The organism is Streptomyces parvulus, assembly GCF_014648855.1.
GTDB classification, from domain to species: domain Bacteria; phylum Actinomycetota; class Actinomycetes; order Streptomycetales; family Streptomycetaceae; genus Streptomyces; species Streptomyces parvulus.
Map to the genome: position 1 here is coordinate 306,156 of NZ_BMRX01000004.1, position 24,421 is coordinate 330,576.

At 73.3% G+C, this 24,421-nt stretch carries 22 protein-coding genes and 1 pseudogene; 7 read left to right on the top strand and 16 right to left on the bottom strand.

All coding sequences use genetic code 11. The features are described from left to right. The first annotated feature begins 157 nt into the window (after positions 1-157). On the top strand, positions 158-2,701 hold the full coding sequence (locus tag IE108_RS09235; RefSeq protein ID WP_064731329.1) for a discoidin domain-containing protein: 2,544 nt from the start codon (positions 158-160) through the stop codon (positions 2,699-2,701). Between the two features lie 70 nt (positions 2,702-2,771). Here IE108_RS09235 and IE108_RS09240 read toward each other — a convergent pair whose 3' ends face one another. After that, positions 2,772-6,146, bottom strand: a complete 3,375-nt coding sequence (locus tag IE108_RS09240) for a pyruvate carboxylase (protein ID WP_064731328.1) — start codon at positions 6,144-6,146, stop codon at positions 2,772-2,774. Between the two features lie 107 nt (positions 6,147-6,253). Beyond that, entirely contained in the window at positions 6,254-6,571 is a 318-nt protein-coding gene (locus IE108_RS09245; RefSeq protein ID WP_064731327.1) for a hypothetical protein, read from the bottom strand. Positions 6,572-6,804: 233 nt separating this feature from the next. Between IE108_RS09245 and IE108_RS09250 the strand changes: the two genes are divergently transcribed. After that, positions 6,805-7,668 carry a CAP domain-containing protein gene (locus tag IE108_RS09250; RefSeq protein ID WP_064731326.1) on the top strand — a complete coding sequence of 288 codons (864 nt, stop codon included), beginning with the start codon at positions 6,805-6,807 and terminating at the stop codon, positions 7,666-7,668. A 6-nt stretch (positions 7,669-7,674) separates the two neighbouring features. Here the strand turns inward: IE108_RS09250 and IE108_RS09255 are convergent, their stop codons facing one another. From IE108_RS09255 to IE108_RS09265, 3 genes are read right to left on the bottom strand one after another with little or no spacing between them, the layout of a single operon-like run. Beyond that, positions 7,675-8,997, bottom strand: a complete 1,323-nt coding sequence (locus IE108_RS09255) for a sensor histidine kinase (RefSeq protein ID WP_064731325.1) — start codon at positions 8,995-8,997, stop codon at positions 7,675-7,677. Next, positions 8,994-9,683, bottom strand: a complete 690-nt coding sequence (locus IE108_RS09260) for a response regulator transcription factor (RefSeq protein ID WP_064731324.1) — start codon at positions 9,681-9,683, stop codon at positions 8,994-8,996. The genes IE108_RS09255 and IE108_RS09260 overlap by 4 nt, the downstream gene beginning before the upstream one ends. A 53-nt stretch (positions 9,684-9,736) precedes the next feature. After that, a complete protein-coding gene (locus IE108_RS09265) occupies positions 9,737-9,997 on the bottom strand; it encodes a hypothetical protein (protein WP_064731323.1) in 261 nt (86 codons plus the stop codon). Positions 9,998-10,034: 37 nt separating this feature from the next. Between IE108_RS09265 and IE108_RS09270 the strand changes: the two genes are divergently transcribed. Next, positions 10,035-10,289, top strand: a complete 255-nt coding sequence (locus IE108_RS09270) for a hypothetical protein (protein WP_064731322.1) — start codon at positions 10,035-10,037, stop codon at positions 10,287-10,289. 42 nt (positions 10,290-10,331) lie between these two features. Here IE108_RS09270 and IE108_RS09275 read toward each other — a convergent pair whose 3' ends face one another. Further along, a complete protein-coding gene (locus IE108_RS09275) occupies positions 10,332-11,555 on the bottom strand; it encodes a saccharopine dehydrogenase family protein (protein ID WP_064731321.1) in 1,224 nt (407 codons plus the stop codon). 132 nt (positions 11,556-11,687) lie between these two features. Between IE108_RS09275 and IE108_RS09280 the strand changes: the two genes are divergently transcribed. Then, complete coding sequence (locus IE108_RS09280; protein WP_064731320.1) at positions 11,688-12,404, top strand: TetR/AcrR family transcriptional regulator; 717 nt, start codon at positions 11,688-11,690, stop codon at positions 12,402-12,404. 9 nt (positions 12,405-12,413) lie between these two features. On the opposite strand, the gene IE108_RS09285 is transcribed toward IE108_RS09280, so the two are convergent. After that, positions 12,414-14,012, bottom strand: coding sequence for a sulfite oxidase (locus IE108_RS09285; protein ID WP_064731319.1), 1,599 nt, complete (start codon positions 14,010-14,012; stop codon positions 12,414-12,416). After that, the gene (locus IE108_RS09290; RefSeq protein WP_064731318.1) at positions 14,005-15,585 is read right to left on the bottom strand and encodes an alpha/beta hydrolase; all 1,581 of its coding nucleotides are present in this window, start codon (positions 15,583-15,585) and stop codon (positions 14,005-14,007) included. The genes IE108_RS09285 and IE108_RS09290 overlap by 8 nt, the downstream gene beginning before the upstream one ends. Before the next feature lie 71 nt (positions 15,586-15,656). On the opposite strand from IE108_RS09290, the gene IE108_RS09295 reads away from it, so the two are divergent. After that, the gene (locus IE108_RS09295; protein WP_064731317.1) at positions 15,657-16,742 is read left to right on the top strand and encodes a MerR family transcriptional regulator; all 1,086 of its coding nucleotides are present in this window, start codon (positions 15,657-15,659) and stop codon (positions 16,740-16,742) included. On the opposite strand, the gene IE108_RS09300 is transcribed toward IE108_RS09295, so the two are convergent. The 4 genes from IE108_RS09300 to IE108_RS09315 all read right to left on the bottom strand — a co-directional run bounded on the left by IE108_RS09300 (position 16,661) and on the right by IE108_RS09315 (position 20,788). Continuing rightward, positions 16,661-16,927 (bottom strand): hypothetical protein, encoded by a 267-nt coding sequence (locus tag IE108_RS09300; RefSeq protein WP_079163771.1) that lies wholly within the window; start codon positions 16,925-16,927, stop codon positions 16,661-16,663. The genes IE108_RS09295 and IE108_RS09300 overlap by 82 nt on opposite strands. Before the next feature lie 57 nt (positions 16,928-16,984). Beyond that, positions 16,985-17,989, bottom strand: coding sequence for a phosphotransferase (locus tag IE108_RS09305; protein ID WP_064731315.1), 1,005 nt, complete (start codon positions 17,987-17,989; stop codon positions 16,985-16,987). Between the two features lie 106 nt (positions 17,990-18,095). Further along, positions 18,096-20,312, bottom strand: a complete 2,217-nt coding sequence (katG, locus tag IE108_RS09310; protein WP_064731314.1) for a catalase/peroxidase HPI — start codon at positions 20,310-20,312, stop codon at positions 18,096-18,098. A gap of 29 nt (positions 20,313-20,341) precedes the next feature. Continuing rightward, positions 20,342-20,788 (bottom strand): Fur family transcriptional regulator, encoded by a 447-nt coding sequence (locus IE108_RS09315; protein WP_064731313.1) that lies wholly within the window; start codon positions 20,786-20,788, stop codon positions 20,342-20,344. Positions 20,789-20,975: 187 nt separating this feature from the next. On the opposite strand from IE108_RS09315, the gene IE108_RS09320 reads away from it, so the two are divergent. Together IE108_RS09320 and IE108_RS09325 are read left to right on the top strand one after the other, a co-directional pair. Then, positions 20,976-22,076 (top strand): DUF475 domain-containing protein, encoded by a 1,101-nt coding sequence (locus IE108_RS09320; RefSeq protein ID WP_064731312.1) that lies wholly within the window; start codon positions 20,976-20,978, stop codon positions 22,074-22,076. Positions 22,077-22,158: 82 nt separating this feature from the next. Further along, positions 22,159-22,581 carry a DUF350 domain-containing protein gene (locus IE108_RS09325; RefSeq protein WP_064731311.1) on the top strand — a complete coding sequence of 141 codons (423 nt, stop codon included), beginning with the start codon at positions 22,159-22,161 and terminating at the stop codon, positions 22,579-22,581. 19 nt (positions 22,582-22,600) lie between these two features. Here the strand turns inward: IE108_RS09325 and IE108_RS34785 are convergent. The 4 genes and pseudogenes from IE108_RS34785 to rpmG all read right to left on the bottom strand — a co-directional run. Further along, a pseudogene (locus IE108_RS34785) lies at positions 22,601-22,758 on the bottom strand (WGR domain-containing protein); the annotation flags it as partial. Positions 22,759-22,801: 43 nt separating this feature from the next. After that, positions 22,802-23,875: a polyprenyl synthetase family protein gene (locus IE108_RS09330; RefSeq protein WP_064731310.1), complete on the bottom strand. Its 1,074-nt coding sequence runs from the start codon at positions 23,873-23,875 to the stop codon at positions 22,802-22,804. A 168-nt stretch (positions 23,876-24,043) separates the two neighbouring features. Continuing rightward, entirely contained in the window at positions 24,044-24,166 is a 123-nt protein-coding gene (gene ykgO, locus IE108_RS09335) for a type B 50S ribosomal protein L36 (protein WP_064731309.1), read from the bottom strand. 31 nt (positions 24,167-24,197) lie between these two features. Then, positions 24,198-24,362, bottom strand: coding sequence for a 50S ribosomal protein L33 (gene rpmG / locus IE108_RS09340; protein WP_064731308.1), 165 nt, complete (start codon positions 24,360-24,362; stop codon positions 24,198-24,200). Between the last annotated feature and the right edge of the window lie 59 nt (positions 24,363-24,421).

Genomic DNA, 24,421 nt, shown 5'->3' on the forward strand with positions numbered 1-24,421 from the left:
CCGGACGGGCGCCGCCGTCCGGACGTCTTGCCCGAAGTCTTGCCCGGACTCTTGCCCGATCGAGACCTCACTACTTAAATCACACCTTGAACTAAGCCGCCGCGTACAGCGGTTGGCGCTGGGCCCCTCCTTGTCCGCACCCGCAGAAAGCCCACGTATGAGACTCAGATCCTTGGGTGTCGCGCTCGCCGCCACGGCGGCCCTCGTCACCCTTCCCGCACCCGTCACGGCCACCGCGGCCGACACGCCCCTCTCCCAGGGCCGCACGGCCACCTCGTCCTCGGCCGAGAACGCCGGCACACCGTCCGGCAGCGCCGTGGACGGCGACGCGAACACCCGTTGGTCGTCCGCCGCGAGCGACGACCAGTGGCTCCAGGTCGACCTGGGCGCCACCGCCTCCGTCACCAGGGTCGTCCTCAACTGGGAGGCGGCCTACGGCAAGGACTACAAGATCCAGCTCTCCCCGGACGGGAGCACCTGGACCGACGCGAAGACGGTCACCGGCGGCGACGGCGGCACCGACACGCTGGACCTCTCGGGCCAGGGCAGGTACGTCCGCATGCAGGGCGTCCACCGGGCCACGAACTGGGGTTACTCCCTCTGGGAGTTCCAGGTCTTCGGCACCGCCGGCGGTACCGCCCCCGGCTCCTGCGACAGCGCCGACGCCGCGCGCGGCCGTCCCGCCTCCGCCTCCTCCGTCGAGAACGCCGGGACGCCCGCCGCCGCGGCCTTCGACGGCGACGCCGGCACCCGCTGGTCCAGCCAGGCCGCGGACCCGCAGTGGCTGCGCGTCGACCTCGGCTCGGTTCGCGACCTGTGCAAGGTGGACCTGAACTGGGAGGCCGCGTACGCCAAGGACTTCCGGATCGAGGCCTCCTCGGACGGGCAGAGCTGGCGGACGCTGAAGAGCGTCACGGGCGGCACCGGCGGCAAGGCCTCCTACGACGTCAGCGGTTCGGGCCGCTACGTCCGCGTGTACGGCACCGCGCGGGCGACCGGCTACGGCTACTCGCTCTGGGAGTTCGCCGTGCACACCGGCACCACCGGCACTCCCCCGGTCGAGGGCGGCGGCGACCTCGGTCCCAACGTCATCGTCGTGGACCCCTCGACCCCGAACCTCCAGCAGCGCTTCGACCAGGTCTTCGCCCAGCAGGAGTCGGCCCAGTTCGGCAGCGGGCGCTACCAGTTCCTGCTGAAGCCGGGCACCTACAACGGCATCAACGCCCAGCTCGGCTTCTACACCTCGGTCTCCGGTCTGGGCCTCAACCCCGACGACGTCCAGCTCAACGGCGACATCACCGTGGACGCCGGCTGGTTCAACGGCAACGCCACCCAGAACTTCTGGCGTTCGGCCGAGAACCTCGCGATCCGGCCCGTGAGCGGCACCAACCGCTGGGCGGTGGCCCAGGCGGCGCCCTTCCGCCGCATCCACGTGCAGGGCGGCCTCAACCTCGCGCCCAACGGCTACGGCTGGGCCTCCGGCGGCTACATCGCCGACTCGAAGGTCGACGGCACGGTGGGCCCGTACTCCCAGCAGCAGTGGTACACCCGCGACAGTTCGGTGGGCGGCTGGACCAACGGCGTCTGGAACATGACCTTCACCGGCGTCGAGGGCGCGCCCGCGAGCAACTTCGAGACCGGCCCCTACACCACGCTGGACACGACGCCGATCTCCCGTGAGAAGCCGTTCCTCTACCTGGACGGCAACGAGTACAAGGTGCGGGTGCCCGCGAAGCGGACCAACGCCCGCGGGGTGTCCTGGCCCGCCAACGCCGGCGGCACCTCCCTGCCGCTCAGCCAGTTCTACGTGGTCAAGCCGGGCGCGACGGCCACGACCATCAACGCCGCGCTCGACCAGGGTCTCAACCTGCTGTTCACGCCCGGGGTTTACCACATCGACAAGACCATCGAGGTCGACCGCGCCAACACCGTCGTGCTGGGGCTCGGCCTGGCCACGATCATCCCGGACGGCGGCGTCGACGCCATGCACGTGGCCGACGTGGACGGCGTGCGGCTCGCGGGCTTCCTGATCGACGCCGGGCCGCAGAACTCCCAGACGCTGCTGCGCATCGGGGCGCCCGGTTCGAGCGCGGACCACGCGGCCAACCCGACCACCATGCAGGACGTGTTCATCCGCATCGGCGGCGCGGGCCCGGGCCGGGCCACCGACTCCGTCGTGGTCAACAGCGACGACGTGCTGATCGACCACACCTGGATCTGGCGGGCCGACCACGGCGAGGGGGTCGGCTGGGAGACCAACCGCGCCGACTACGGCCTGCGCGTCAACGGCGACGACGTCCTCGCGACGGGACTGTTCGTCGAGCACTTCAACAAGTACGACGTCTACTGGAGCGGCGAGCGCGGACGGACCATCTTCTTCCAGAACGAGAAGGCGTACGACGCCCCGAACGAGGCCGCCATCACCCACGACGGCATCGTCGGCTACGCGGCCTACAAGGTCGCCGACTCGGTGAACGAGCACGAGGCGGTGGCCCTGGGCAGCTACTGCAACTACACGTCCGATCCGGGCATCGTCCAGCACCACGGGTTCCAGGTGCCGGTCAAGCCGGGCGTCAGGATGCGCAACCTCCAGGTGATCTCGCTCGGCGGCATGGGCCAGTACCGCCACGTGATCAACGACACCGGCGCACCCACGTCGGGGACGAGCACCGTGCCGTCCAAGGTCACGCAGTTCCCGTGACCGGGAGGTAGGACGCGGTGCACCCGCGCGCACGGGGGTGGGCCCCGGGCGCGCGGGTGCATCCGCCGGGTCAGGCGAGTTGCACGAGCAGGTCGCCGCCCTCGACCTGCTGGATGCGGTTGATGGCGAGGCGGGTGACCGTGCCGGCCTTCTGGGCGGTGATCGTGGCCTCCATCTTCATCGCCTCGATGGTGGCCACGGTGGCACCGGCCTCCACCTCGTCGCCCTCGGCTACGGCGAGCGTCACGACACCCGCGAAGGGCGCCGCGACGTGACCGGGGTCGGTGCGGTCCGCCTTCTCGGTGACCGGGACGTCGGAGGCCGCCGAGCGGTCGCGGACCTGGATGGGCCGGATCTGCCCGTTGAGCGAGGACATCACGGTGCGCATGCCGCGTTCGTCGGCGTCGCCGACCGCCTGGAGTTCGATGAGCAGCCGGACGCCCGGGTCCAGGTCGACCGTGTACTCCTTGCCCGGGCGCAGCCCGTAGAAGAAGTCCTTGCTGTCCAGCACGCTGGTGTCGCCGTAGGACGAGCGGTGCGTGTCGAACTCGCGGGCCGGGCCGGGGAAGAGCAGCCGGTTGAGGGTCGCCCGGCGCTCCTTGTCCAGCCCCTCCCGGTCGTCGGCGCTCAGCTCAGGCACCGGCTTGGCCTCGGCCCGCCCGCGCAGCGCCTTGGTGCGGAACGGCTCGGGCCAGCCGCCGGGCGGGGTGCCCAGTTCGCCGCGCAGGAAGCCGACGACCGAGTCGGGGATGTCGAAGCGGTCGGGCTCCGCCTCGAAGTCGGCCGGGGAGACGCCGGCGCCCACCAGGTGCAGGGCCAGGTCCCCGACCACCTTGGAGGAGGGCGTGACCTTCACCAGGCGGCCCAGCATCCGGTCGGCGGCCTCGTACATCGCCTCGATGTCCTCGAAGCGGTCGCCGAGCCCGAGCGCGATGGCCTGGGTGCGCAGGTTGGAGAGCTGCCCGCCGGGGATCTCGTGGTCGTAGACCCGGCCGGTCGGGGAGGCGAGGCCCGCCTCGAAGGGGGCGTAGACCTTGCGGACGCTCTCCCAGTACGGCTCCAGGTCGCCGACGGCCCTGAGGTCCAGGCCGGTGGGCCGGTCGGTGTGGTCGGTGGCGGCCACGATCGCCGACAGGGACGGCTGCGAGGTGGTGCCGGCCATGGACGCGACCGCACCGTCCACGGCGTCCGCGCCGGCCTGGACGGCGGCCAGGTAGGTGGCGAGCTGGCCGCCGGTGGTGTCGTGGGTGTGCAGGTGCACCGGCAGGTCGAACTCCCGGCGCAGCGCGGACACCAGGGTCGCCGCGGCCGGGGCGCGCAGCAGTCCGGCCATGTCCTTGATCGCGAGGACGTGGGCGCCCGCGTCGACGATCTGCTCGGCGAGCCGCAGGTAGTAGTCGAGCGTGTAGAGCCGCTCGGCGGGGTCGGACAGGTCGGCGGTGTAGCAGAGGGCCACCTCCGCGACGGACGTGCCCGTCTGCCGTACGGCCTCGATGGCGGGCCGCATCTGCTCGACGTCGTTGAGGGCGTCGAAGATGCGGAAGATGTCGATGCCGGTGGCAGCGGCCTCCTGCACGAAGGCGTCGGTCACCTCGGTCGGGTAGGGGGTGTAGCCCACCGTGTTGCGGCCGCGCAGCAGCATCTGGAGGCAGATGTTGGGCACCGCCTCGCGCAGGGCGGCCAGCCGCTCCCAGGGGTCCTCGGCGAGGAAGCGCAGCGCCACGTCGTAGGTGGCGCCGCCCCAGCACTCCAGGGAGAGCAGCTCGGGCAGCGTGTGGGCGACCACCGGGGCGACGGCGAGCATGTCCTTGGTGCGCACCCGGGTGGCGAGCAGCGACTGGTGCGCGTCGCGGAAGGTGGTGTCGGTGACGCCGATGGTGGACGCCTCCCGCAGCCGGCGCGCGAAGCCCTCGGGGCCCAGTTCGGCCAGCAGTTGCCGCGATCCGGCCCGGGGTTCGCCGGCGGGCACGGCCGGCAGCTTGGTCATCGGGTCGATCAGCTCGGGGCGCTCACCGTGCGGCTTGTTCACGGTGACGTCGGCGAGGTAGGTCAGCAGCTTGGTGCCGCGGTCGGCGGAGTGCCGGGCGGTGAGCAGGTGCGGGCGCTGCTCGATGAACGAGGTGGTGACCCGGCCCGCCTGGAAGTCGGGGTCGTCCAGGACCGCCTGGAGGAAGGGGATGTTGGTGGCGACGCCGCGGATGCGGAACTCGGCCACCGCGCGCCGGGCGCGGTTCACGGCGGTGGTGAAGTCCCGCCCGCGGCAGGAGAGTTTGACCAGCATCGAGTCGAAGTGGGCGCTGATCTCCGTACCGGCGTGGGTGGTGCCGCCGTCGAGCCGGATGCCGGAGCCGCCGGGTGAGCGGTAGGCGCTGATCTGGCCGGTGTCCGGTCGGAAGCCGTTGGCCGGGTCCTCGGTGGTGATGCGGCACTGGAGGGCGGCGCCGCGCAGGGTGATGTTCTCCTGCGCGAGCCCGAGGTCGGCGAGCGTCTCGCCGGCGGCGATGCGCAGCTGGGACTGGACCAGGTCGACGTCCGTGACCTCCTCGGTGACGGTGTGCTCGACCTGGATGCGGGGGTTCATCTCGATGAAGACGTGATTGCCGTCGCGGTCGACGAGGAACTCGACGGTGCCGGCGTTGCGGTAGCCGATCCGCCGGGCGAAGTTCACGGCGTCCGCGCAGATCCGCTCGCGCAGGGCGGGATCCAGGTTGGGCGCGGGCGCCAGCTCGATCACCTTCTGGTGCCGGCGCTGCACGGAGCAGTCCCGCTCGAAGAGGTGGATGACGTTCCCCTGCCCGTCGGCGAGGATCTGCACCTCGATGTGGCGGGGTTCCACGACCGCCTTCTCCAGGAAGACGGTGGAGTCGCCGAAGGCGGAGGCGGCCTCCCGGGAGGCCGCCTCGATGGCCTCGCGCAGCTGGCCGGGTTCCTCGACCCGGCGCATGCCGCGCCCGCCACCGCCGGCGACCGCCTTGACGAACACCGGGAAGCCGATGCCGTCGGCGGCGCGGACGAGTTCGTCCACGTCGGTGGAGGGCGCGGAGGAGCCGAGCACCGGTACCCCCGCCTCGCGGGCGGCGGCCACGGCGCGGGCCTTGTTCCCGGTCAGTTCCAGGATCCCGGTGTCGGGTCCGACGAAGGTGATGCCGGCCTCTTCGCAGGCACGGGCCAGCTCGGGGTTCTCCGACAGGAATCCGTAGCCGGGGTACACGGCGTCGGCGCCTGCCCGCCGCGCCGCCCGGACGATCTCCTCCACGGAGAGGTACGCGCGCACCGGATGCCCCGGCTCCCCGATCTCGTAGGCCTCGTCGGCCTTGAGCCGGTGCAGCGAGTTGCGGTCCTCGTGCGGGAAGACGGCGACGGTGCGCGCGCCGAGCTCGTAGCCCGCCCGAAACGCGCGGATCGCGATCTCACCGCGGTTGGCGACCAGCACCTTGCGGAACATTCTTGATCCCTTCAGCCTGCCGGGTGACGAGACCATCGTGTCGGCGCCACCTCCGGTACGCCATGTGAGCCGGGCCACTCAAGACCCGGGGGTCTCCGGGGGCGGGTTCACACGTCGGAGTCGATCCCGGTGACGACCGAGGGCCCGAGCGGCACACTGTCGCGGTCGAGCCCGGCGGCGCGCAGGGCGGAGTCCGCCACCTCCTGTGCCCGGCCCTCCGCGTGGGCGCGGGAGTCCGCCTCGACGGTGAGGCGCATGGTGAAGGTGCCGTCGTCGTTGACCGACAGGGCGTCGAGGTCCTCCTCGTCCCCCAGGTGGGTGCGGTGCGGGTCGGCCGGGCGCAGCGCCCGGGCCAGCCGGTCCTTCGTGACGTCCGGTACGGCGCCGGTGAACGTACCCGGCACCGAGATGACGTACGTGGTCATGACACTCCTCCTTCGGGTGTCTCTTCCCCCTACCCCGGGACCGGCTCCTCACCTCAGCGGAGTTTGGCGGCTCTTTTAAGGCTTTCTGAAGATGACCTTCGAACGGCCGTTTCACCGCCGTTCGGGTCCTAGGCTCTCGGACACCCCCCACAGTCCCGGTGGGCGCGGTCGCGTCCACCGGGTCCGGGTGCGGGGTTTCCGACCGACGACAGACAAGCCGAGGTGTCCTGCGTATGGGTTCCCGCCGAGCCGCTCGCCCGTCCCGCTCCCACGCCCGCCCCCGCGGCGGGCTCCGGACCCGCGGTACCGCGCTGGTGCTCGGCGCGGTCACGCTGACGGCGGGCGTGGGGATCACGCTGGCCGTCGCGGACGGCGACGACGGGGCCTCGGACCGGGTGAGCGCGAACGCCGCCGGGCAGGCGGCGGAGGCCGAGGAGGCGGCGGGCGAGGCGTCGCCCCTGACGTCGCCGTCGGCGAGCCCGAGCGTCACGGCGAGCCCCTCGCCCAGCAGGAGCCCCGAGGCGAAGAAGAAGCCGACGAAGACGGCGAGCCCGTCCAGCGGCACCGCGAAGGCGGCCGCTCCCGCCTCCCGTACGCCCGAGCGGGCGACCGCGAAGGGCGGCGGCGACCGCTCGTCGGGCGGCGGTACGGGCTCGGACGGCGGCACGGGCGGCGGCACGGGGTCGGGCTCCGGCTCGGGATCCGGCGGCTCGGGCGGGCCCGAGGCCCAGGTGCTGGCGCTGGTGAACGAGGAGCGGGCCGCCGCGGGCTGCTCGCCGGTCACCGCCAACGACAGGCTGACCCGGGCCGCGGACGACTACAGCGACGTCATGGCGAGCAGCGGCGTGATGTCCCACACGGGTCCGGACGGCTCGACGATGGCGAGCCGCGTGGAGGCCGCCGGTTACCAGTGGTCCACGCTCGGTGAGAACATAGCGCGCGGTCAGGCGGACGCGGCGTCGGTGATGGACTCGTGGATGAACAGCGAGGGCCACCGCGCGAACATACTCAACTGCTCCTTCAAGGAGCTGGGCGTCGGCGTCCACTTCGGCGACGGCGGCCCCTGGTGGACGCAGGACTTCGGCACCGGCCGCTGATCCGCCTCAGCGCTGGGCGCCCTCGCCGGCGCCGGCCAGTGCGAAGGATACCCGCACCCGCGCGCCGCCCAGCGGCGCGCGGGTGATCGTCAGTTCCCCGTCCGCCGCGCGGGCCGCACGGGCCACGATGTCGAGCCCGAGCCCGGTGGAGCCGCCGACGCTGACGCCCCGGGTGAGCGCCGCCTCGGGGTCCGCCACGCCCGGCCCGGCGTCGTCGACGGTCAGGAACACGTGCCCGCCCTCCCGCTCCACCCGCACCACGAACGCGGTGCCCTGCGGGGTGTGCCGGAAGACGTTGCCGATCAGCGCGTCGACGACCGCCGCGAGGTCGTCCTCGGGGAAGGCGACGGGCGCCGGGCGCGGGGTCAGGGAGCGCTGGTAGGCCCGGCCCTGCTGGCCGGCGAGGACGGACCAGAAGTCGAGCCGCATGGCGACCACCTCGGCGACGTCGCACGGCTTGCCCGCGCCGGCCGCCGGGCCGCCGGACCGTACCGACGCCAGCGGGGTGCGCGCCGCCGCGATGATGGCGTCCAGCTCGCTCTCCAGCTGGCCGGCCGCCTCCGTGACCCGCCGGGCGCTCGGGGTGGCGCCCATGCGGTCGGCCTCCAGGTAGAGGGCGGTCAGCGGGGTGCGCAGCCGGTGGGAGAGGTCGGCGACCAGTTCGCGTTCGACGGCGAGCAGGTCCACGACCCGGTCGGCCATGCTGTTGAACGCCACACCGGCCTCCTGCAGCTCGGGCGGCCCGTCCGGTTCCACGCGCACGTCCAGGTTTCCGGAGCCGAGGGCGAGCGAGGCCCGCTTGAGGCCGCGCGAGGAGCGCACGACGCGGGCGCCGAGCCGGTCGGCGACGAGCACCGAGCCGCCCACCAGGCCGAGGGCGAGCAGGGCCATGACGCCCCAGGAGGCGGCGACGCCCCGGGTGAGGTCGGCGGCGGGCACGTAGGCCTCGACGACCGCGACCCGGTCGCCGCGCAGGACGACGGGCTGGAGGTAGACCCAGCCGTCGTCGGTGTCGACGGCCAGCGTCTCGCGGCCCCGCACGGCCCGGTCGAGGGCGCTCTCGGGGGCGTGCGGGGTGCCGACGAAGCCGCCGTCGGGCAGGCGCACCACGAGCTGGTCGGACGAGCCCAGCTCGGCGACGGCCTGCTGCACGTCCGCGCGCCGGGTGGTGAGCGCGAGCACCGGCGACAGGGCGGAGGCGCGCTGCTCGGCGGCGGTGGTGACCCGGTCGCGGGCCTGTTCGCGCACGAGCAGGGCGAGTGGGATGAGGAACGACAGCGCCACCATCGAGGTGACGGCCAGGGCGATCCCGGCGAGGGCACGTCTCATGGTGAGCTGACCAGCTTTATGCCGATACCGCGCACGGTGTGCAGGTAGCGGGGCTTGCGCGCCTTCTCGCCCAGTTTGCGCCGGAGTGCGGAGAGGTGGACGTCCACCGTCTGGTCCTCCACGTACGGCTGCTGCCACACCTCGGAGAGGATCCGCTGCCGGGAGATGACCTGGTCGGCGTTGGCGGCGAGGTAGGCGAGGAGGTCGAACTCGCGCCGGGTGAGGGGCAGTTCCCGTCCGGCGAGGTGCGCGGTGCGGGCGGTGGCGTCGATGCGCAGGTCGGCGACCTGGAGCACCGGCCGGCGAGCCGCCCGGACGTCGGCGGGTGCCGAGCGGCGCAGTACGGCGGCGAGGCGGGCGGCGAGCTGGCCGCCGGAGAAGGGCTTGACCATGTAGTCGTCGGCCCCCGCGTTGAGCAGCCGGATGACCTCGGTGTCGTCGTCGCGGGCGGTGGCGACCAGCACGGGCACGCGGGAGATGCCGCGGATCATGCGCAGCACGTCGAGCCCGTCGAGGTCGGGCAGCCCGAGGTCGAGCACGACGATGTCCGGCGGGCTCTGGGTGATGTCGCGCAGCGCCTCGAAGCCCTGGTGCGCGGTCTTCACGGCGTAGCCGTGCCCGGTCAGGACCTCGATCAGCGCGGCCCGGATCACGGGGTCGTCCTCGACGACGAGTACGGAGGCCATGGGCAGGCACGTTAGCCGGTCCGTCACTATGGTGTCGTGTCCCGCCTCCTGCGCTACCTGATCATCTGGCTGTCGTGCACCGCGGCCAGTGTCACGGCCGTCATCATCACGATCCACTTCGTGGTGGGTTCGACCCGGCCGACGGCACCGGTCGCGCAGTCGGCGCCGAAGGAGCTCCCGGCCTCCCCCGCGCCGGCGCCGTCCAGGACCGCGAAGCCCTCCCCCAGCCCGTCGGCGACCAGCCGCAGGCCCAGCCCGTCCCCGTCCCGCACGACGACGAGGCCGCCGAGCCCGGCCGCGACCCCGACGCCCACGGCGCCCGCCACCTCGGCGCGCCCGACGTCGGGCGGCGTGGACCCGGGGTGCGAGGAGGGAGGCGCGGGCGTCTACACGGTGCCGTCGGAGGGCGGCAAGGCGACCGTGCGGTTCGGCGGCTCGGGGGTGTGCCTGATCTCGGCGGTGCCCAACCAGGGCTTCACGGTGAGCACCGAGCAGACCGAGCCGCAGAACCTCACGGTGACGTTCTCCGCGAGCCGGCACCGGTCGGAGATCACCGCGACCACGCGGCCCCAGAGCCAGGCCGGTGTCCGCGAGGTCTCCTGGTGAGGGACGGTGGTGACCTCCCTCACGCCGCCGGCCTCCGGGCGCTCAGCCCTCCTCGCGCAGGCCCCAGGGCGAGCCGTACTCGGTGAGCAGGTCGAGGAAGGGACGCGGCGGGAAGGCCTCGGGGCCGAGGACCCCGGTGCCCTGCCAGGCGCCGGTGGCGAGGAGTTCCAGGGCGACGACCGGATTGACGGCGGTCTGCCAGACGACGGCCTGTGAGCCGTACTCGCGCATCGACCACTCGTTGTCGACCACGTGGTACAGGTACACCTCGCGCGCCGCGCCGTCCCGGGTGCCCCTGACCCAGGTACCGGCGCAGGTCTTGCCGGTCATCCGGTCGCCCAGGGTGGCGGGGTCGGGCAGGCAGGCGGCGACCACGTCACGCGGGGAGACGCGCACGGGTCCGTCCTCGCCGGGCACGGTCACCTTCGAGGTCGAGTCCAGTCCCAGTTCGTGCAGGGTCCGCAGCTTGGAGATGAAGTCCTCGCCGAGGCCGTACTTGAAGGTCACGCGCCGCGCGTCCACCCAGCGCGGGATCAGCAGCACCTCCTCGTGCTCGACGTTCACGCACTCGACGGGGCCGATGCCCTCGGGGAAGTCGAAGGTCTCGGGCTCGCTGAACGGCGCGGTGGTGAACCAGCCGCGGTCCTTCTCGAAGACGACCGGCGGGTTGAGGCACTCCTCGATGGTGGTCCAGATGCTGAAGGACGGCGCGAAGTCGTAACCCTCGACGGTGAGGTTCGCGCCGTCGCGGACACCGATCTCCTCGATGTCGTCGAAGAGTTCGTCGGCGGCGTACCGGGCGAAGACGTCGGACAGGCCCGGCTCCACGCCCATGCCGACCAGGGCGACCCGGCCGGACTCGTCCCAGCGGCCGGTCAGCGCGAACTGGTCGTCGCCGAGCTTCACGCCGCACTCCTCGTGCGGACGGGAGGCGTGCGGGACGGAGAGCGACATCGCCATGTCGAGGTAGTGGGTTCCGGCGGCGAGGGCGGCTTCGAACAGGGGCATCACGAAGCGCGGGTCCGTCGCGTTCAGGAGGACGTCGCAGCGCTGCTCGGCGAGCATCCGGCGTACCGCCCCGCCGTCCGAGGCGTCCAGCCGCGCGGCGCTGAAGCGGTCGCCGTCGGCACCGAGCGCCGCGACCGCGGCCTCGGCGCGGGCGAGGTCGTAGTCGGCCACGACCATGTGGGTCAGGAAACCCCTGCGGGCGGCGATCCTGGTGACGGCGGTACCGACACCGCCCGCGCCGACGAGAAGTACACGCATGTCGGACACCTTTCTGGCTCGTCACGGAAGACGGGCGCCTCCCGGGTACCCCCGATGGAACGGGAGCCCGAACGGTAAGGTCAACCGTGTTGGCATAAGGCCGCGGAGGGCGGCGCGACGAGGAGGAGTGCGATGCCCAAGCCGGTGGTACGGGACGAGGCGCGCCGCAGGCGGCGGCCGACCCGGCAGGGCACGGTGCTGTCGGAGGCGCTGATCGTGGACACGGCGCTGCGCCTGCTGCGGGAGCACGGCGGCGGCGGGCTGACCGCCCGGCGCCTGGGCCTCGCGCTGGGCGCGGATCCGAGCACGCTGTACCGGTACTTCGCGGGGATGGACGACCTGACGCGGGCGATCGGCGACGAGCTGATGGGCCGGGCGCTGGGGAGCTGGGCGGCGACCGGCCGGTGGCGCGACGACCTGCGGGCGCTGGGTCTCGCCGTCCACGCGGCCTACCTGGCGCACCCGCAGGCCGCCGTGCTCACCGCGAGCCGAGTCACCGGGCGTCCGCGCGAGATCGCGGTGGACGAGACGATCCTGGGCATCCTGCGCGGCGCCGGTCTGCCGGACGAGGACGCCGCCCGGATCTACCACACCTTCATCGACCAGAGCCTGGCCTTCGCGGCGCTCGACGCCGGGGCGCTCGCGCTGACGGAGGAGAGCCGCACGGCCGACGAGGGCATGTGGGCCACCACGTACGCGCGGCTGCCGGCGTCGTCGCACCCGCACATCGCCGCCACGGCTCCGCTGCTGGCCCGGCGGATGCCGCACAGCGCCTATCCGGGCGCGCTGGAGATGCTGCTCGACCACACGGCGGCGCGGCTGCGGGCGGCGCGGGCGGCGGGTGGCTGACGCGCGCGGTCAGTCCACCGTCACCACCACGGAGTGCCATCCGCTCGCGCCGTCCGGCACGGTCTTCGTGCGCTTCTCGGTCTGCACCTCGCCGGTGCGGTCGGTGGCCCGCACGGTCAGGGTGTGACCGCCCTTGGCGGCCTTCCAGGCGTAGGACCACTGGCGCCAGGTGTCGCGCGAGTCCTCGGCCGCCAGGGTCGCCTCCTCCCAGGGCCCGTCGTCGACGCGGACCTCGACCTTGTCGACGCCGCGGTGCTGGGCCCAGGCGACACCGGCGACCATCACCGTGCCCGCGCCGGGCCGCGCGAAGGGCTTCGGTGTGTCGATCCGGGACTGGGTCTTGATCGGGGCCTCGCGGGCCCAGTCGCGCTTGACCCAGTACGAGTCGTAGTCGTCGAACGTCGTCAGCTCGATGTCCTCGATCCACTTGCAGGCGGAGACGTAGCCGTAGAGGCCGGGCACGAGCATGCGGACCGGGAATCCGTGCTCGAAAGGCAGCGGTTGGCCGTTCATGCCGACGACGAGCATCGCGTCGCGGCCGTCCATGACGTCCTCTACCGGGCTGCCGATGGTCATGCCGTCCGTGGAGCGGGCCACCAGCTGGTCGGCCCTGCCGCCCGCCGACGGCGGCCGCACTCCGCACTCCTCCAGCAGGTCGGCCAGCCGGACGCCGATCCAGCGGGCGTTGCCCACGTAGGGGCCGCCGACCTCGTTGGACACGCAGGTGAGGGTGATGTCGCGCTCGATCAGCTCGCGCCGCAGCAGGTCGTCGAAGGTCAGCGTCCTCTCCCGGGTGACCCCCTTGCCGTGGATCCGCAGCTCCCAGGCCGTCGCGTCCACCTTGGGGACCACCAGGGCCGTGTCGACGCGGTAGAAGTCGCTGTTGGGGGTGAAGAAGGAGCTGGTGCCGTCGACCCGCACCTGGGCGCGGCGGGGTACCGCGGGCGCGGGTGAGGCGGGCTTCGGCAGGGTGATGTCGTTGCGGGAGGCGACCGCCTCCCGGCCGTCCGCGCCGCCCAGGGCCCGCCCGAGTACGCCGGCGCCGGCCGAGGCGGCGGCAGCGGCGGTCGCCGCGATCACGAAGCGGCGCCGGTCCCATGCGCCGTCCTGTCCCGCGGGCGCGTCCCCGCCCCGTGCGGGCAGGCGGCCGACGAGGAAGTACAGCAGCACCGCGCCGGCCACCGCGCCCAGCGCCGAGGGCAGGGCGTCCGGGGTGCCGGCGGAGTCGGGCCTGCTCAGCGCCGCGGCGGCGCCCACGACGCCGAAGACCAGGACGCCCGCGGCGCCGGTGCGCCGGTGGCGGAGGGCGAGCACGCCGAGGGCCAGGGCGATCAGCGTCAGGACGGCGAGGATGCCGAACTGGAGGACGAGCTTGTCGTTGGTGCCGAAGGAGCGGATCGCCCAGTCCTTGACCGCGGTCGGCGTCCGGTCGATGGCGGCGCCGCCGACCGCGACGACCGGGCCGGCCTGCGGGCGCACCGCCGCCGCCGTCAACTCGGCGACACCGAGGGCCGCGCCGCCCGCCAGCAGACCGCTCAGCGCCCCCAGTCCGAGGCGGGTCCAGCGGGCGGCCGGCGGCTTGCGCGGGGTCTTCTCGTCGTCACTCACGCCGGTAATCCGGCGCCGGGCGGCGGGCGGATTGGTGGCCGTGGGCGGCCGGCCCGAAGGTGTGCCGGAGTACCGCCCGCATGGCGTGCCGGATCGCCGCGCGCGCCTCGTCGGTGTGGTCGACGGTCTCGAATCCGTGGTGGCCGTGCGGTACGTCGACCACCTCCAGGTCCGCCCCGCGGTCCCGGGCCGCCGTCAGGAACTCCTCGACGGTGGCGGCGATCTCGGGCATCTCGCGTCCCACCCGGGTGAGTACGAGGGGCAGCGCCCCGGCGCCGGCCACCGCGCGCGCCGGGTGGAAACGGGTGCCGGACAGCCCCCAGTTGGGCAGCGGGGCGAGGACCGGATAGGTCGCGGCGAGGCAGCGCAGCCACGGCGGGGGCGCGGCCAGCCAGTCGGCGGCGAGCAGGCCGCCGCCGGAGAAGAACCACAGCGCGATCCGGCCGGCGTCCACGCGCGGGTGGTCCCGCACCAGTTCGACGGCGGCGGCGACGTCGGCGGCGGCGCGGTCGTGGTCGCCCAGGTCGTGCAGGCGGTGGTCGAGGAGGACGCCGACCGCCCCCCGTTCGGCCGCGTACCGGGCGTACCCGGTCAGGCCCGGCCAGTCGCGGGGGGTCGGGACGGCGTCGGCGGGCACCGGTCCGCCGTGCACGAACACCACGGCCGGCCGGGGCTCTTCGGCGGCGGGCAGGTGGAGGTCGACGCGGCCGTGCCGCTCCCGGGGGACTTCGGGGACGTCCAGCAGGAACGGCCTGAGGTGCGCGGGGTGTTCGTCGGCGTCGACGGATGTCAGCCGGTGCCCCTCGCCGGCCGCCGCGCGCAGCAGCACGTCGGCCAGTTCGGCGGGGCGGGAGAGCATCGGCCAGTGTCCGGTGGGGAGTTCGAAGAACGTCACGCGGGGGTCGGTGAGGGTGCGCAGCGCCGGGTCGCCGAGGCCCACCAGCATCTGGATCAGGTCGATGCTGCTGCCGTTGCCGGTGCAGAGCACACCGGTGGAGGGCAGGGTGCCGGCGGCGCCGGTCAGCCGCAGCGGCTGGAGCAGGGTGCCGAGCGGCTGCGGCGCGGCGAGGGCGGTGAGCCGGTCCAGCGAGGCCGCGGGTACGCCCTCGGTGCTGCCCCAGCGGGGCCATTCGTCGTGGGCCGGGGGCGCCAGCACTCCGTCCGCCCGTCCGTCCCCGGCCGCCGGGCCGGCCATCCGCTCGCGCAGGGACTGGTCGGGCACGGCGGCCAGGGCCGGGACGCCGTCCCGCGGCAGGCCCGAGTCGAGGTGCACGATCCGGGCCACCCGGTCCGGGCGGCGGTCGGCGGCACCGACCGCGGGGTGGATGCCGTAGTCGTGGCCTACCAGGACGACCTTGCCGTCCGGACCGGTCTCCACCGCGTCGACGACCGCGAGTACGTCCGCGATGTGGGTCTCCAGGTCGACGTCGGCGTGCCGCGCCGAGCGGGGTCCGTCGAGCCCGGTGAGGGCTGCGGTGTGCGCCCGAGCGCCGGCGGCGGTCAGGCGGGCGGCGGTGTCCTGCCAGACGTGGGTGCCGGTGAACAGGCCCGACACCAGGATGAAGGTGGTCATGGTCGCTCCCTCGTCGCGGGGGTCCGGTTGCGTCGCGGGTACGGTAGGAACTCCCCCTGAGGGAGGTTCAAGTGCTCGTTCCGGACGACGGCCTGTGCGGCATCGGCGAACTCGCCGAGCGGGCGGGTGTCACGGTCAAGACGGTCCGCTTCTACTCGGACCGCGCCCTGCTCCCTGAGGCCTCCCGCAGCGCGGGCGGACACCGGCGCTACGGTCCCGGGGCACTGGACCGGCTGCGGCTGATCCGCTCCCTGCGCGCACTCGGCCTGTCCGTGCCCGAGGTGCGCCGGGTGCTCGACGAGGAGGACGGAGAGGACGTCCCCGGTGGCGCGGGCGGGGTGCTGGAGGAGGCCGTCGCGGGGCGGCTGAGCGAACTGGGCTCGCAGTTGCGGGCGATGCGCTGGCGGGAGGCGGCGCTGCGGCTGGTGCAGGAGTGTCCGCCGGGCGAGCGGGCGGGGCGGCTGCGGCTCATCGGCGCCCTGTCGCTGCCGCCGAGCACGGTGCCGCTGGTCCGGTTCTGGCGCGGCTGGCTGCCGGCGCGGATGCCGGCCCCGGCGTCCGGAGCCTTCCTGGACGTCGCGGTGCCGCAGCCGCCCGACGACCCGTCGCCGGACCAGCTGCTGGCCTTCGCGCGTCTCAACGCCCTCACGCTCGCCCCGTGTCCGGGTGGCGCGCAGCCGCAGCCGGAGGCGCACCGTGCCGCCGGGGCGCGGGGGGCGGCGGTGCTGTACGCCGGGCTGGCGGAGGCCTACGAGCTGGCCGGTGCGCACCTGCGCCGGGGCCGGGAGCCGCGACCTGGCGAGGCGTTGGACGGTTTCGTCGCCGCGTACTCGGATGCGTACGGGGTCCGGGACACCCCGGGTTTCCGGAGCGGGCTGGCCGGGCAGCTCGCCGCCGATCCGCGTCTCGACAGCTACTGGGAACTGGTCTCGCGGGTGCGAACGCCGTCGGGTGCCAGGCCCGAGCCGACGCCCGGGGCGGCGCACGACTGGCTGCTCGCCGCACTGACCGCGCAGTCGCAGGCGTTCGGAGAGGGGTCGGCCGCGACGGGAGCCGTCGCGGACGAGGGGGTGGATCAGGGCACGTCGCCGCGCCAGTCGAAGCGGCGCGGGTCCCCCGGCCTCGGCGCGTACGCGGAGCGGCCGCCCGCGCCGTAGCGCCCGATCTCGGTCGCCAGCGCGACCGGCCGGGCGCGCTCCGGGTCGGTGAGGTCCGTGACGTCCAGGAGGAGGCCGTCCAGGGGGCCGCCCACGAGGTGCGCGTAGACGCGTCCGGCGCGTGGTCCGGGGCTGTCGTGGTCGGCGCCGTAGACCCTGCCCCGCATGAACTCCACTTCATCCATGACGGGCAGCCTCGCATCCGCCACTGACAACGGCCGGGCTCCGCGGACGGGGCGGCGTCAGAGCGGCGGGTCGTCGAGCAGTTCGAGCAGGCAGCGTGCGCCCGCCTCCGCGGTGGCGGCACCGGTGGTGCCGGACGTGGTGGGGAACAGCCTGCCGTAGGCGGCGGCGCGGCCGAGGGCGCTGAGCCGCCAGGCGAGGCTCACCGCGCGCCGCAGGTCGGCCGTGCTCCGGCCGGCGCCCGTCCAGGGCTCCAGGTAGGCGTCGCGCAGGCGGGGAAGTATCCCGGGCCCGTGGTCCTCGCGGGCCCGGCGGGCGGGGACGGTCAGGCCCGCGAAGGGGTGGGAGACGAGGGCGTCGCCCCAGTCGAAGAAGGTGAAGCGGCCCGGCCGGGGCCGGAACACCTGGCCGTCGTGGAGGTCGGCGTGGTCCAGGGAGTCCGGGACGCCGAGGGACGCCAGTTCCGCGCACCAGTCCGGCAGCCGCGGGCGCAGTTCTCGCAGGCGCGCGCGTTCGCGATCGTCCAGTGGGGTGGCGTCGAGGCGGTCGAGGACGCCGGGGAGCGAGGTGACGGGGACGGCGGGGACGCCCAGCCGCGTGATCTCCGCCGTGTGCGGGGTGAGGGCGTACTGCGTGGCCGCGTACTGGCGCACCAGTTCCTCCCAGTCACCGGCTCTGGCGGCACCCCGCGCGAGGACGTCGCGGAAGAGCGGTCCCCCGTCGGGGAGGAGCGCCCAGCCGCGCCGGGCGTCCACCGCCAGCGGTTCCAGCACGTGCCCCGGCACCCACCGGGCGAGGGCCTCGGTGAGCGCCCCCTCGAAGGCGCTGCCGGGCGGATTGGCCTTGAACCAGACCGCCTCTCGTCCGCCCGCGACGGGCAGGCGTACGAGCACGGACCACGGGCGCAGCCGCACCCGCCACTCCCCCGCAGGCCCGAGACCCCGGCGGGCCAGTACGTCCACGGCCCAGCCGAGGGCCTCGGCCCGCCAGGGCCGGTCCTCCCACGGGGTCACGGCGTCCTGGTACCGCCCCCGGTCCACGACCACCGGCACATCATCGAGCATCAGGCCATCCCAGCACCGCGCCCGGCGGGCGGCCACCGCGTTTCGTGCCGGTGGCCGCGGGGCTCGGGTCCGGGCCGGCCCCTGGGCCGGCCCGGACACCGGTGGATCAGACCAGGTCGAAGCGGTCGAGGTTCATGACCTTGACCCAGGCGTCGACGAAGTCGAGGACGAACTTCTCCTTGGCGTCGTCGCTGGCGTAGACCTCGGCCAGCGCACGCAGCTCGGAGTTGGAGCCGAAGACCAGGTCGGCGCGGCTGCCCGCCCACTTGACCTCGCCCGAGGCGGCGTCGCGACCCTCGAACGTGGTCTGGTCCTCGGACGTCGACTTCCACGTCGTGCCCAGGTCGAGCAGGTTGACGAAGAAGTCGTTCGTCAGCACGCCGGGCGTCCGGGTGAGGGCACCGAGCTGGGACTGCTGGTAGTTGGCGCCCAGCACGCGCAGCCCGCCGACCAGGACGGTCATCTCGGGGGCGCTCAGGGTGAGCAGGTTCGCCCGGTCGAGCAGCAGGAACTCGGCGGGCAGGCGGTTGGCCTTGCCGTGGTAGTTGCGGAAGCCGTCGGCGGCCGGCTCCAGCGCCTCGAACGACTCGGCGTCGGTGTGCTCCTCCGTGGCGTCCACGCGGCCCGCGGTGAAGGGGACCTGCACCTGGAAGCCGGCCTCCTTGGCGGCCTTCTCGACGGCGGCGGAGCCACCGAGGACGATCAGGTCGGCGAGGGAGACCTTCTTGGCGCCGGAGTTGAACTCCTGCTGGACGCCTTCCAGGACGCGCAGCACCTGCGCCAGCTCGTCGGGCTCGTTGACCTCCCAGCCGCGCTGCGGCTGGAGGCGGATGCGGGCACCGTTGGCACCGCCGCGCTTGTCACTGCCGCGGAAGGTGGACGCCGAGGCCCACGCGGTGGAGACCAGCTGCGCGACCGACAGACCGGACTCGAGGAGCTTGGTCTTGAGGGTCGCGACGTCCTCGGCGCCGATGGGCTCGCCCTCGGGCTCGGGCAGCGGGTCCTGCCACAGCAGGGTCTCCTGCGGGACCTCCGGGCCGAGGTACAGGGACTTGGGGCCCATGTCGCGGTGGGTCAGCTTGTACCAGGCGCGGGCGAAGGCGTCGGCGAACTCCTGCGGGTTCTCGTAGAACCGGCGGGAGATCGGCTCGTAGACCGGGTCGAAGCGCAGCGACAGGTCGGTGGTGAGCATCTTCGGGCGGTGCTTCTTCGACGAGTCGTGCGCGTCCGGGACGATCTCCGGAGCGTCCTTCGCCACCCACTGGTTGGCGCCGGCCGGGCTCTGCTCCAGCTCGTACTCGTACTCGAAGAGGTTCTTGAAGAACCCGTTGCTCCACTGGGTGGGCGTCGTGGTCCAGGTGACCTCCAGACCGGAGGTGATGGCGTCCCCGCCCTTGCCCGTGCCGTGGGTGTTGCGCCAGCCCAGGCCCTGCTCCTCCATGGAGGCGGCCTCGGGGTCGTCACCGACGGCGTCGGAGGGGCCGGCCCCGTGGGTCTTGCCGAAGGTGTGGCCGCCCGCGATCAGCGCGACGGTCTCCTCGTCGTTCATCGCCATGCGGCGGAACGTCTCGCGGATGTCGCGGGCCGCGGCGATCGGGTCCGGGTTGCCGTTCGGGCCCTCCGGGTTGACGTAGATGAGGCCCATCTGGACGGCGCCGAGCGGGTTCTCCAGCTCGCGGTCACCGGTGTAGCGCTGGTCGTCGAGCCAGGTGGTCTCGGGGCCCCAGTAGACGTCCTCCTCGGCCTCCCACACGTCCGCGCGGCCGCCGGCGAAGCCGAAGGTCTCGAAGCCCATCTGCTCCAGGGCGACGTTGCCGGTGAGGACCAGCAGGTCGGCCCAGGAGAGGCTCTGGCCGTACTTCTTCTTGACGGGCCACAGCAGGCGGCGGGCCTTGTCGAGGTTGACGTTGTCCGGCCAGCTGTTGAGCGGGGCGAAGCGCTGCTGGCCGGCCCCGGCGCCACCGCGGCCGTCGCTGATGCGGTAGGTGCCCGCGCTGTGCCAGGCCATGCGGATCATGAGCGGGCCGTAGTGGCCGAAGTCGGCCGGCCACCAGTCCTGGGAGGTGGTGAGCACCTCGGCGATGTCCTGCTTGACGGCGGACAGGTCGAGGTTCCCGAAGGCCTCGGCGTAGTCGAACTCCGCACCGAGCGGGTTGGCCACGGCGGGGTTCTTGGCGAGGATCTTCAGGTTGAGCCGCTCCGGCCACCACTGGCGGTTGCCGCCGCCCTGGGTCGGGTGCAGGGCACGTCCGTGGGCGACCGGGCAGCCGCCCGTCTCCTCGGGTTTGTCGTCGGTGACGATGGCGTCGTGGTTCTCGGACATGCGGGGGAAATCCTTCCGAACGGGGCGGATCAAGGTGCTGGGGAACTGCCGGGGGTGGAGCAATCGGGGCACAGGCCCCGGTAGATGACCTCGGCCTCGTCTATCGCGAAGCCGTGGTCGTCGGAGGCGGTCAGGCAGGGCGCGTCGCCGACCGCGCAGTCGACGTCGGCGAGGGCACCGCAGGACCGGCACAGGACGTGGTGGTGGTTGTCGCCGACCCGTCCCTCGAACCGCGCCGGGCTCCCGGGCGGTTCGATACGGCGTACGAGGCGTGCCGCGGTGAGCGCGTGCAGGGCCTCGTACACGGCCTGGAGGGAGACCTGTCCGACGCGTCGGCGCACTCCGGAGGCGAGCGCGTCGGCGTCGAGGTGGTCGCCCGCCCGGACCGCCTCCAGCAGCGCGACGCGGGCCGCCGTGGCGCGCAGGCCCGCCGCGCGCAGCTCGGCGGCCGTGGCCGGGTTCCGGGATGCCGTCATGGCGGCGAACCTACTCCCTGGAACACGAATGACTCAAGGAAACGAACGATTCCATTCTTGGTGGCCGTCCAGGACGGGCCGTCCGGGTCCTGTCGCGGCGGGCCCGGAAGATCGTGGTAGACAACCTGGGTGGCGGGCACTGGCATGGGATGCCACACCCGCACGTGACGACAGGAATGAGTGGCCGGTGCTTCTGAAGACGTTCCGCTGGGCCTTCGCCGTCACCGCCCTCGGTCTGGCCGTGGGCGTGCTGTACGACGGCTGGGCCGCCCTCGGCATCGTGGCGATCCTCTCCGTCCTGGAGGTGTCGCTGTCCTTCGACAACGCGGTGATCAACGCCGGGATCCTGAAGAAGATGAACGCCTTCTGGCAGAAGATCTTCCTCACCGTCGGCATCGTGATCGCCGTGTTCGGGATGCGGCTGGTCTTCCCGGTGGTGATCGTGGCGATCAGCGCCCGGCTCAGTCCCTGGAACGCGGTGCATCTCGCGCTCACCGACAAGCAGCGCTACCAGGAGCTGGTCACGGACGCCCATCCGTCGATCGCCGCCTTCGGCGGCATGTTCCTGATGATGATCTTCCTCGACTTCATCCTCGAGGACCGGGAGATCAAGTGGCTGGGCCGGCTGGAGCGTCCACTGGCCAAGCTCGGCAGGGTGGACATGCTGTCGGTCTGCGTCGCGCTGGTCGTGCTGCTGGTCTCGGCGATCACCTTCGGCGCCCACGCGCACCAGCACGGCGGCGTCCACGCCGACAAGACGGAGACCGTGCTCCTGGCCGGCGTGGGCGGCCTGATCACCTACATGGTCGTCGGCGGTCTCTCCGGCTTCTTCGAGCAGCGGCTGGAGGACGAGGAGGAGCGCGAGCGCGAGGCCGAGCAGCGGGCGGAGCGCGGCAAAGGCCCGGGGTCGCCGGTGAAGCTGGCCGGCAAGGCGGCGTTCTTCATGTTCCTCTACCTGGAGGTCCTGGACGCGTCGTTCTCCTTCGACGGCGTCATCGGCGCCTTCGCCATCACCAACGACATCGTGCTCATGGCCCTCGGCCTCGGCATCGGCGCCATGTACGTCCGGTCGCTGACCGTGTACCTGGTCCGCCAGGGCACCCTCGACGACTACGTCTACCTGGAGCACGGCGCCCACTACGCCATCGGCGCCCTGTCGGTGATCCTCCTGGTGACCATCCAGCACGAGATCAACGAGATCGTCACCGGCCTGATCGGCGTGGTCCTGATCGGCGCCTCCTTCTGGTCCTCGGTACGCCGCAACCGGGCGCTGCGGACCGCCTCCTGACGCTCCGAAGGGGTGCGCTACATTTTGCAGCGCCTTGACCACGATCACTCGCGATCCCTCACCCAACGGAGCCGGCTACCCCATGAGCGACATCGTCAACGGACTCGGGCGGGCCGCCGCTTACGGCGGCCTGGGCCTGGTCCTCCTGGTCCTCGGGATCGTCCTCGTCGACGTGCTGACCCCCGGCAAGCTCGGCCGGCAGATCTGGGAGCAGCGCAACCGCAACGCCGCCCTGGTCCTCAGCTCGGCGCTGCTGGGCATCGGCGGCATCGTCTTCACGTCCATCTGGACGACGTACGAGGACTTCGGCAAGGGCCTGGTGTCGACGGCGGTCTTCGGGCTGCTGGGCCTCGTCATGATGGCCGTCGCCTTCCTGGTGGTCGACCTGATCACCCCGGGCCGGCTGGGTGCCACGCTCGTCGAGCAGGAACCGCACCCGGCGGTGTGGGTGACGGCGTCCTGCAACGTCGCGGTCTCGGCGGTGATAGCGGCGTCCATCGCCTGACGCCGGCGCCCGGTCGCTGCAGGCGCCCGATGTCCCCGCGCACCCCGTGGAAGCCGCCCGGCGGGGCGTGCGGCGCGTCGACCGCGTACCGCGCGCCGGGCGGATCGCCCTCGGGAACTGAACGTTCCAGGACGGGTCGTACCCCTCCGACACCACGTGGATCCGGGTCCGGCCGCCCGGGGCACGGTCGTGCCTCTCCGGCCGGCGCCGGACGGTCCCGTCAGGCGGTCCGCTCGACGCTCCACGACGGCAGCGCCGCGAAGAAGTCGACCGCCTCCGCGCGCCACCGCGGCCGCCAGCCCTCCGCCACCAGCCGGGCCTGCTCGGCGTACCGCCGCATGTCGGCCCGCATCAGGGCGTCCACGCCGTGCCGTTCGCCGATCTCCCGGATCTCGGCGACGGTGCCGGGACCGCAGGTGGAGTCCCCGAGCGCCCGCTGCACCACCGCGCGCTCCGCGCCGGTCACGCCCGACAGCAGGCGGACGACGGCGTAGCTGCGCCTGCCCTCGCGGATGTCCGACCCGGTCGGTTTGCCCATGGCGGCCTCGTCGCCGAACACGTCGAGGTAGTCGTCACGCATCTGCCCGCAGATCCCGACCAGCCGGGCGTACCGCCGCAGCTCCTCCTCGTGGGCGCCCGGCGGCAGGCCGGCCGCCAGGAGTCCGAGGCGCATCGGTGCGAGCACCGAGTACCGGGCCGACTTGCGGTCGGCGACGTCGTGCAGGACCTCGTCGTCCGGGACCGTACCGGTGAAGTCGCGTTCCAGGTCGGCGATCTGGCCCACGACGGTGTCGGCCGCGGCCCGCGTCTGCACCTCGGCCATGGCCTGGCGCACCTCGGCCGGCAGCCCGGCGTCCAGCAGCGCGCGCAGCGACAGGGCGAGCGCGAGGTCGCCGGCGAGCACGGTGAGGGCGAGCGCCGCCCGCGGCTGCCCGGGGAACTTCTCCCGGTAGGCGTAGTACGTCGTCGGGCCGCCCCTGCGGGTCGCGCTGTCGTCGATGAGGTCGTCGTGGACCAGGCCGTGGGTCTGGAGCAGCTCCACGCTCAGCGCGGCCGCGTCCAGCCCCTCGACGGGCCCGTCGGTGACCAGCCGGGCGGCCTCGTGCAGGAGCACGACGCGCATCCGCTTGCCGCCGCGCAGGGACAGGTCCCGCAGCAGCTCCAGGCACTCCGGGGTGAAGCGGCTGAAGGACGGCGCGTCCAGCGTCCGGGCGAGGTCGTCGAAGTACTCCGCGAAGAGCCTGTCGAACCGGCGCCCGTAGCGGGCGAGGCGGGCCGGCGGCTGTTCGGTCATGGCGAAGTCCTCCTGAGGGCGGGCGGGTGACGCGCTCAGCAGTGTGTCAGCCGGCGATCGCGGCGCCGCCGCCCGGGCGGTGGGGCCGGTGCCGGGGGCCGGAGCGCACCCCACGCGCGAAAGGGCCCGGCCCCGCGAGTGCGGGGCCGGGCCGGGGACCCGGGCCGCTCAGCCCTGGCGGGCCTTGAAGCGCGGGTCCTTCTTGTTGATCACGTAGGTCACGCCCCGGCGGCGCACCACCTGCGCGCCGGGCCTGGCCTTGAGCGAGCGGAGGGATTTGCGCACCTTCATGGGGTCCTCCTCGTTCGGTGGCGGCGCGGGGTCAGCGTTCCTCGCGGAAGGCGACGTGCGCCCCCGCGACCGGGTCGTACTTGCGCAGCACGAGGCGGTCGGGGTCATTGAGCCGGTTCTTGCGCGTCACATAGGTGACGCCGGTGCCCGCCGTCGACTTCAGCCTGACGACGGGGCGTGTGGTGCTGCGTGCCATGGGTGCTCCTTCCGACCGAGGACGCGGTGCCGGTTCCTGTTCTGACCCGCGCATGTCAG